At 39.8% G+C, this 5,514-nt stretch carries 3 protein-coding genes; all 3 read right to left on the bottom strand.

Annotated features, from left to right (window positions below; genetic code table 11):
- Positions 1 to 844: 844 nt before the first annotated feature.
- Positions 845 to 1,756 carry a glycosyl transferase family 90 gene (locus tag NJLHNGOC_RS15065; protein WP_113597073.1) on the bottom strand — a complete coding sequence of 304 codons (912 nt, stop codon included), beginning with the start codon at positions 1,754 to 1,756 and terminating at the stop codon, positions 845 to 847.
- Positions 1,757 to 1,760: 4 nt separating this feature from the next.
- The gene (locus tag NJLHNGOC_RS15780) at positions 1,761 to 3,404 is read right to left on the bottom strand and encodes a hypothetical protein (protein ID WP_133258764.1); all 1,644 of its coding nucleotides are present in this window, start codon (positions 3,402 to 3,404) and stop codon (positions 1,761 to 1,763) included.
- 636 nt (positions 3,405 to 4,040) lie between these two features.
- Positions 4,041 to 5,024 (bottom strand): UDP-glucuronic acid decarboxylase family protein, encoded by a 984-nt coding sequence (locus NJLHNGOC_RS15060; RefSeq protein ID WP_113597072.1) that lies wholly within the window; start codon positions 5,022 to 5,024, stop codon positions 4,041 to 4,043.
- Between the last annotated feature and the right edge of the window lie 490 nt (positions 5,025 to 5,514).

The raw sequence follows: 5,514 nt of genomic DNA, 5'->3' as shown, positions 1-5,514 counted from the left end.
GCCGTGCAACTCGTTTCCGCCATCATCGGAATTAACTGACGACACGCCCTAGGGTCTGTTAGGTTTTAATGTAGTCTGCTGTAGTAGCGATGAGAATGATGGAGAGGAAAGATGGCGCTATGCTCTCGTATTGGGTAGCGACAGCCCGCCATTCCTTGAGGCTTGCGTACAGTTTTTCGACCGGATGCCTGAGTCTGTAAACCCTTTCGAGCAGGCGACTTCAGGATCGTTCTTTCTTGGCGGGATGACAGGACGAGATCCTCAGTATCCAGAGATCTTCACCGAATTTGTGCGAGGAATATCCCCGATCACAGACAACATGGATCGATAGATGCACAGATCATCAGGCAAAATATAGGCATACGGGAGTTCGTATGCCTGTCTTGTTGAAAGCGTAAAGGACAATGCTTTGCTATGTCCATCTGCGGTTACGCAGACCCTGGTGCCAAAGCCGATACGTGAACGGCTAAGAGCTTCACGATTCCTGCGGCGCCCATTGTATTTCCCTTTTTGTCAGCCACGGCCGCCTTATGATGAACACGGATTGTCATGCCATCGAGAAAGAGCATGCCCAAGGTCTGAGCCCTGTTTTTGGCTTTTTTAAACAGACATTGCCATACATGAGCTTTGACCATCTGATGAGCAACTGTGCTGCAATCTATCAGAGGATCAAATTCGGGCAGAAGGGTACGCCATTTCGCGCGGTTTTGATGCCGTCAGGGAATCGCGAATATCGTTCGTCGAAGGCCCTTTGGTGAGGTCTTCCCCTTCGGACGGATTTCCTCGATCAACAGCTCCCAGACAGACCAAACCTGATCAGAAAAGACGGATTGCGTCATGCTCATTACAAAAAGCTGTCCATGGGTATGCTAGTCTTTGCTATGGATTCTATAGTTTTCCGTCCAGCAACTTCTAGTGTTTCGCAAAGAGCAAAATTCTGTCCCTCGTGGCCAATTTCTTTAGCCTCATTTTCATGAGTGCGACACCATGTAATTTTTTCTTCCAAGTCTGATAGGTCACTTTCAATAGGAATATAATGTTGCCAAGGCACTAAATTTTTATAGAACCATTGCTCAAAAGGAGACTTAATTTTCAGAACACAAGATCCAAGAAGAAGTTTTTCTAAAAAACTCCAAGCGCAGGCTTGACCATCTATATCTATCAAATATCGATATTTAGCATGTTCTAGCATAGAAATGCCGGGTCTAAAAATGTCTTTTGAACACAGCCATTGTACTGCTTCTTTATGGTCAAAAGGAAATCCTCCCCATGAGTGCATGATAGCAGCATCAGAATTTTGGATATGTTTCATGGTCAAGCAAAGATTAACCCGCGGGATTTGATTTATCTCCGATATTCGCGCACCATTTGAAAGAGTTGGATGAGCTGTACTAGAACCTCTCCAGAATACAATATCTTGTTTTTGGCTCCAGTTTGGCAATTTGTCAGATAAAACAGCGTCACGAATATTTTCGTATCCTCGGCTCTCGAAAAAAAAAGTATCAGGCATAAGCTCTACTGCAGGAGCAGCGCCTGATTTTTTACAAAAAGCCAAAGAGCCTAGATCATGATATATGAAATCATCGTATTGTATTACGTTGATTTTTGAGCAATTAAACTCTCCGTATTCATGTAAAAAATATTTCAGCATATTAATGACAGGTGCCGTTCTTGCATTTGGTAATGATATGCCTTCAGTTCGAAAAGAAATTTTTCGACCTGCCTGAGCCATAATCATCGTTGCATATGACCTCATAAAGTTATCCTTTACGTTGGTTATATTGTAGAAAAATAATATTTTCTTCTATATGCGCAGAATATTTATACAAAGTCCGCTTAAATAAGTCTCTATGACTAATTTCGTTGCGGAAAAACAAATCAATCGAAACGTTAAAAAATATAACGTTAGGGACTTTATGAAACTTTTCTTGTAAAATCAAATCAATAAGCTTTAAAGACGATATAATTTTTTCAGGTTCCCATACGATAAAAACATCTGGAAGGGTTGCTTCTTCAGAGAAGCAATGTAACGAGGCTTCGGAATGAATTTCTTCTGGAAAACAATATTTTTTTAATTTTTGGAGATTATATTTATTGTTATTATTTTGCGAAGTTTCTTTTTCGATCAAAGAGAAACTAAATGTCCTTGGAGAATCAATTTTAGTAAATTGTATGTCAAAAATACTTTCTGAAAGCATCTTTATCAATGTGTAGATGGTTGAATTTTCTCCACCTAAAAAATAGATAGACTTATAATGATGTTCTGTAATTATTTCTTTTAAACCATTTAGACATTCTTCAGACAAACTACTTTTTATGCTGAAGCTTTGAAAAGCAAAGCATAGCCTCCTTCTGTCATTACTATTGCCATGCTCACAAGGCCGATAAAAGTTATCGAAGAATAGTTCTACCTTAATGGCATGTCGAAGATAGATTTTTTTTAGTTCTAGAAATATTTCTATTTTTGAATTACTGTGTGATTTTCGGTCTATAGTTAAACATCCAAGATCTTCGTTGTTCACTATAACTCGAGTTTTTATTCTTTGAGGTGCGAAGATGCCATTTATAGAAAATGTAATACTCTGGGGATCCAAACTCGGTACAATAGGACATATAATGGATGCATAGGTCCCATCATTCCAAACGAAATCTTTTTCTTCATGGCTCCATCCAGCGTAGAGGATAAGGTTTCCTATTTCCCCATGGCCTAATTTATTTTTTGTTCCGACTGGAAATCCTTCAAAAATGTTAGAAGACTTCTCATGTACATTCCCAATAAAATTAATTACTTTGGCTTGAGATGTATTATATAATTTATGTAAAATATCTTCGTCGTAATTAAGATACATATCCGATATTTTTAAATGGGGGTGGATTTTCTTTATGGTTTCTTTTTTATGAAAAAAAAGCTCTTCTGTTCTTATGATCGTTGCGTTATGTAGAAGATTGTCAATTGTACGTAATATATGCGTATCGAGGTCGGTCAAAATTTCATTTTTAGCAGAGGAAATCCGCATAATGTTAATGGAAGATATAATGTCCGGCTTAAAGAAAATAAAATTTAATTCTTTATCTGATATCTCTGCAAAAAATTTCGCCCAAAAAAATAAATTCTTATCGCTGGCTATTATTTTTTTATTAATTTCTTTCGTTGCCCATGCCCGAAATGCCCCATAAGATTTGAAATCTTGATTTGACTTATTGGAAGAAATGATGGTTTTTTTGTCATCTTCATCCAAATCAAGAACATTGTCGATCACAAAATTGCACGTTATATTTTCTAAAAAAATAATTATATATCTATTATTATTCATGCATCTAGCCTTGTTTCCTGAGGGGGCTTTTGTTTCTACAGTTGATTTTTTGCAAAGTTCCATTTCAGTATTTTGAACTAATTCTGCCATAGCAGAGGCAAAGATCTACGAAAGATGAACAGTTCTTAATCACTGAAGTTAAGATTGGTGCTGAAACGATCACAGTAAAGCCTAAGTTCGATCAAGTGTCACATGCAGACAAAGCTCTTTGGGATCGTTGTGCCGGTCCTTTGAGTTCATTTTTCCATATTACCATCACAGCGCGACCATGACCGATAACCATATACAAGACTCGTGTCGAGTGATCATTGGGGTTGAAATAGGACTCGTTCATCGCGACTAGCATATTTCGGATCTTTTGATCTGATGCAATACTCATCGGTCAAAGATCAGACATAGGTTAATGTTGTTACCGCTCAGCATCGGATTGCTCTGCGTGATTGCGTAAGTGATTAAATCAGGCATCGGGCCCAAACGAGCATCTATCGATCGTAAAAACTGCAGCGAGACGGATCGTATAATGTCGAGAATTGACATCAGTGAATGAGATAATCCGTCCCACATTAAGAGTTGTCACCGTACACTTTGCTAAGTAACAAACGAAGCCCGCGTGAAATCTGCTCTGTACTGATCTGAGTTTACCATCATGCTTGGATTTCAGCTTAATCTGGTCGGCCAACCGTCCAATCACTGCAAACCCCAAACCAGTCTCCACTGCTGAATATTTTATTTATGCATATGTTCTTTTAATATGTCATTACGCTGCGAAAGTAGTTTATCAAAATAGGTAATTGTACGAGTCAAGCCCGTCTCTAAAGAAATTTGTGGTTTCCAACTAAGCTTTTCTGATGCCATCGTGATGTCGGGGCAACGCTGGAGAGGGTCATCTTGAGGAAGGGGGCAATGAACTATTTTCGACTTGGAACCTGTCAAGCGAATAATTTGCTCTGCCAATTCCCTAACCGGAATTTCATGGGGGTTTCCTAAGTTCATTGGCCCGGTAATTGTATCGTCTGTTCCCATTAATTTAATAAAACCTGAAATTAAATCGTCAACATAGCAGAATGCTCTTGTTTGGCTACCATCGCCAAAAATAGTTATGTCTTGATTTTGCAGCGATTGCACAATGAAATTAGATACTACACGCCCATCCTGCGGATGCATGCGTGGTCCATATGTATTAAATATACGTGCGACCTTTATTTTTACACCATGCTGCCTGTGATAATCAAAAAAAAGCGTTTCAGCACACCGCTTTCCCTCATCGTAACATGCCCTTGGGCCGATTGGATTAACATTGCCTCTATAGGTTTCAGTTTGCGGGTGTATTTCTGGGTCGCCGTAAACTTCACTGGTTGATGCTTGAAATATTTTTGCTTTAACGCGTTTCGCAAGCCCAAGCATGTTTATTGCCCCAAGAATGCTTGTTTTTGTTGTCTTCACAGGGTCAAATTGATAGTGTACAGGAGAGGCTGGGCAAGCAAGATTATAAATTTCATCGATTTCCGCATGGAAAGGCAAAGTAATATCATGCCTAACTGCTTCAAATCTTGGATTCTGTAGAAGAAATTCTACATTCTCTTTGCGACCAGTGAAATAATTGTCTACGCAAAGCACATCATGCCCTAAGGTTATGAGCCTCTCACACAAATGAGAACCTAGAAAACCAGCTCCTCCAGTGACTAATATGCGCTTTGTAATAAGTTCCACGGAATGTTTCCTTTTGCCCCACTTGCCTACTCAATTGGAAACAATATCATATTTCTAATAAACGACACAACCTGTTAGAGTCTGCTTTAAAACTGAATTCAATGATTTTAGTTGGCTATGGTTCATAGGTTTGCGACAACCTGATGAGGTCATGATGGCCTAGGTCTGATCGGCATTCACGTTTTATCTTTTTCAGGGCCTATTGGGAATTAACGTGAGTTGATGATTGCGGCTGTGAGATGGATCATGGCTGCCAATGATCTGTCTGTCTTGTCGCTCCGCATGGCGATACGCCTGAACTCCTTGAGTTTGCAGAAGAAGTTCTCGATGAGGTGGCGCGCTTTGAACAGGGCCCCATCGAACGGGCGTCTGTCGAAACGGTTCCTGCACTGGGGAATGACCACGCAGGTGCCTTGCGCGCGTATGCTGTCCACGATCTAGGTCGTGAACTCATAAAAAATTGTTGGTGTTTAGCGGCATGCGTGATTCA

This window comes from Novacetimonas cocois (assembly GCF_003311635.1).
Taxonomy (GTDB): Bacteria; Pseudomonadota; Alphaproteobacteria; order Acetobacterales; family Acetobacteraceae; genus Novacetimonas; species Novacetimonas cocois.
This window is presented reverse-complemented; position numbering and strand designations above follow the sequence as displayed.

Coding starts and splice junctions, on each gene's coding strand:
- NJLHNGOC_RS15780 (WP_133258764.1), bottom strand. CDS start 3,404: ATGGCAGAATTAGTTCAAAATACTGAAATGGAACTTTGCAAAAAATCA.
- NJLHNGOC_RS15065 (WP_113597073.1), bottom strand. CDS start 1,756: ATGAGGTCATATGCAACGATGATTATGGCTCAGGCAGGTCGAAAAATT.